Source organism: Neisseria sp. HMSC064E01 (assembly GCF_001808875.1).
Lineage (GTDB): Bacteria > Pseudomonadota > Gammaproteobacteria > Burkholderiales > Neisseriaceae > Neisseria > Neisseria sicca_A.
In genome coordinates, this window is the sequence record NZ_KV794967.1 from 1 (window position 1) to 2,766 (window position 2,766).

The window sequence follows — 2,766 nt, forward strand, 5'->3', positions numbered from 1 at the left end:
TTCGACGCGGTAGGCGGTGTTGGCGGCTTCGGCAGCGGTGAAGGATTTGACGGAGAGGGCGGGAGAGAAACGGGCGAAGGTGAGGTGGTAGGATTGGCAGGCAGTCATGATAACACTAGGATGAATTTATGATGAACGCCTGGAATATACCATAACCATAATGACAAATATATTTGTTAAGATGAATGGCATAAATTTCACCTAAACGGCAAGAAAAATACCATGTCGTTAAATTCCCTCCATGTATACACGTATACACGTATACAGTTATAATTCAAGGCTGTACTGTATCTTAGACCCATCCCATGAAAAAAATCCTTGTTACCGGCGGCGCGGGCTTTATCGGCTCGGCAGTGGTCCGCCACATCATCCAAAATACCCAAGATTCCGTCATCAACCTCGACAAGTTAACTTACGCGGGCAATCTCGAATCGCTGACCGACGTAGCAGACAACCCGCGTTACACGTTTGAGCAAGTGGACATTTGCGATCGTGCCGAACTTGGCCGCGTGTTTGCGCACCACCAGCCTGATGCCGTGATGCACTTGGCGGCGGAAAGTCATGTTGACCGCTCTATAGATTCCGCAGGCGAGTTTATCCAAACCAACATCGTCGGCACATTCAACCTGCTCGAGGCCGCTCGCGCCTATTGGCAGCAAATGTCGTCTGAAAAACAGGCGGCGTTCCGTTTCCACCATATTTCCACCGATGAAGTTTATGGCGACTTGCACGGTACGGACGATTTGTTTACCGAAACCACACCTTACGCCCCGTCCAGCCCCTACTCTGCCTCTAAAGCATCCAGCGACCACCTCGTGCGCGCATGGTTGCGAACTTATGGTTTGCCCACCATCGTAACTAACTGCTCGAACAACTACGGTCCATACCATTTCCCTGAAAAACTCATTCCATTGATGATTCTGAACGCGCTCGACGGCAAACCACTGCCCGTGTACGGCGACGGAATGCAAATCCGCGACTGGCTGTTTGTCGAAGACCACGCCCGCGCGCTGTATCAGGTTGTTACCGAAGGTGTTGTCGGCGAAACCTACAACATCGGCGGTCACAATGAAAAAGCCAATATTGAAGTGGTCAAAACCATCTGCGCTCTGCTGGAAGAACTCGTTCCTGAAAAACCTGCCGGCGTGGCACGGTACGAAAATTTGATTACCTTCGTGCAAGATCGCCCCGGCCATGACGTGCGCTACGCCATCGATGCCGCCAAAATCGGCAGGGAACTGGGCTGGAAACCGCAGGAAACATTCGAGTCCGGCATCCGCAAAACAGTGCAATGGTATTTGGACAACAAAACCTGGTGGCAAAACGTATTGAACGGCAGCTACCGTTTAGAGCGCTTAGGTAAGTTGTAAACTATGCAATCATTCTATTGAAAACATCGGGCTTCATCATACAAAGGAATATCCATGTACTCTCCATCCCGCATTTTCTTATTAGCAACTTTGACCTCTGTCTTATTTGTTTCTATGCCAATTTCGGCCAAAGAAACACGACATCATGTTGCACAAACGACGGTTCAGAAGACAATAAAAGCCGATGGCAGCTCTATCGAAAGGGCAATTGTCATCATTGAAAACGACACTACGCGTGGCATTGCCGCCGAATATTCCTGGATTGAAGAACACATGCCTGAATATCGCGTAGTCGGACAAGCTCTGTTAAAGAAAAATGACAGCGTCTATGACCGTATCGACGTTCAAAATGAAGCTGGTGACATCCGTTCCATTTACTTCGATATCAAAAGCTTCTTCGGCATGATAAACGGCAAGCCTCGTTAAGACCGAAGGCCGTCTGAAAATCACGCAAACACACACTACTCAGGAGAAAACCCATGAAAGGCATCATCCTTGCCGGCGGCAGCGGCACACGCCTCTACCCCATCACGCGCGGCGTGTCCAAACAGCTTCTGCCCGTGTACGACAAACCCATGATTTACTATCCCCTGTCCGTATTGATGTTGGCAGGAATCCGCGATATTTTGGTGATTACCACGCCCGAAGACAATCCCTCTTTCAGACGACTGCTCGGTGACGGCAGCGATTTCGGCATCTCCATCAGCTACGCCGAACAACCCAGCCCCGACGGCTTGGCGCAAGCATTCATCATCGGCGAAGAGTTTATCGGCAACGACAACGTCTGTTTGGTTTTGGGCGACAATATTTTCTACGGTCAGTCGTTTACCCAAACACTGAAACAAGCCGCTTCTAAAAAACACGGCGCCACCGTGTTCGGCTACCAAGTCAAAGACCCTGAACGTTTCGGCGTCGTGGAATTCGACGAAAACTTTAATGCCTTATCTATCGAAGAAAAACCGAAACAGCCCAAATCCGACTGGGCGGTAACAGGCTTATATTTCTACGATAACCGCGTCGTCGAGTTTGCCAAACAAGTCAAACCCTCCGCACGCGGCGAACTCGAAATCAGCACGCTCAACCAAATGTATCTTGACGACGGCTCATTGTCCGTCCAGCTTTTAGGACGCGGGTTTGCTTGGTTGGACACCGGTACGCACGAAAGCCTGCACGAAGCCGCCTCATTCGTCCAAACCGTGCAAAACATCCAAGACCTGCAAGTTGCCTGCCTCGAAGAAATCGCTTGGCGCAACGGCTGGCTTTCAGACGAGCGCTTGGAAGAACTCGCCCGTCCGATGGCAAAAAACCAATACGGTCAATATCTGTTACGCCTGCTGGCGGGTATAAACCGGTAAGGTCAAACAGATTGTATAGTGGATTAAATTTAAATCAGGAC

Annotated in this window: 3 protein-coding genes; all 3 read left to right on the forward strand. The window is 50.0% G+C overall.

The window, feature by feature from the left end; genetic code table 11:
* Positions 1–305 precede the first annotated feature (305 nt).
* Genes rfbB through rfbA form a run of 3 tightly spaced genes read left to right on the forward strand, consistent with a single transcriptional unit; the run spans position 306 to position 2,725 of the window.
* The gene (rfbB, locus tag HMPREF2572_RS10905) at positions 306–1,370 is read left to right on the forward strand and encodes a dTDP-glucose 4,6-dehydratase (protein WP_070498588.1); all 1,065 of its coding nucleotides are present in this window, start codon (positions 306–308) and stop codon (positions 1,368–1,370) included.
* A gap of 54 nt (positions 1,371–1,424) precedes the next feature.
* Positions 1,425–1,796: an adenosylhomocysteinase gene (locus HMPREF2572_RS10910; RefSeq protein ID WP_180949621.1), complete on the forward strand. Its 372-nt coding sequence runs from the start codon at positions 1,425–1,427 to the stop codon at positions 1,794–1,796.
* 53 nt (positions 1,797–1,849) lie between these two features.
* Positions 1,850–2,725 (forward strand): glucose-1-phosphate thymidylyltransferase RfbA, encoded by an 876-nt coding sequence (gene rfbA / locus HMPREF2572_RS10915; RefSeq protein WP_070498590.1) that lies wholly within the window; start codon positions 1,850–1,852, stop codon positions 2,723–2,725.
* Positions 2,726–2,766 lie beyond the last annotated feature (41 nt).

Bases quoted from the DNA above. Each gene is read 5' to 3' on its own strand.
- rfbA (WP_070498590.1), top strand. From the start codon at position 1,850: ATGAAAGGCATCATCCTTGCCGGCGGCAGCGGCACACGCCTCTACCCC.
- rfbB (WP_070498588.1), top strand. From the start codon at position 306: ATGAAAAAAATCCTTGTTACCGGCGGCGCGGGCTTTATCGGCTCGGCA.
- HMPREF2572_RS10910 (WP_180949621.1), top strand. From the start codon at position 1,425: ATGTACTCTCCATCCCGCATTTTCTTATTAGCAACTTTGACCTCTGTC.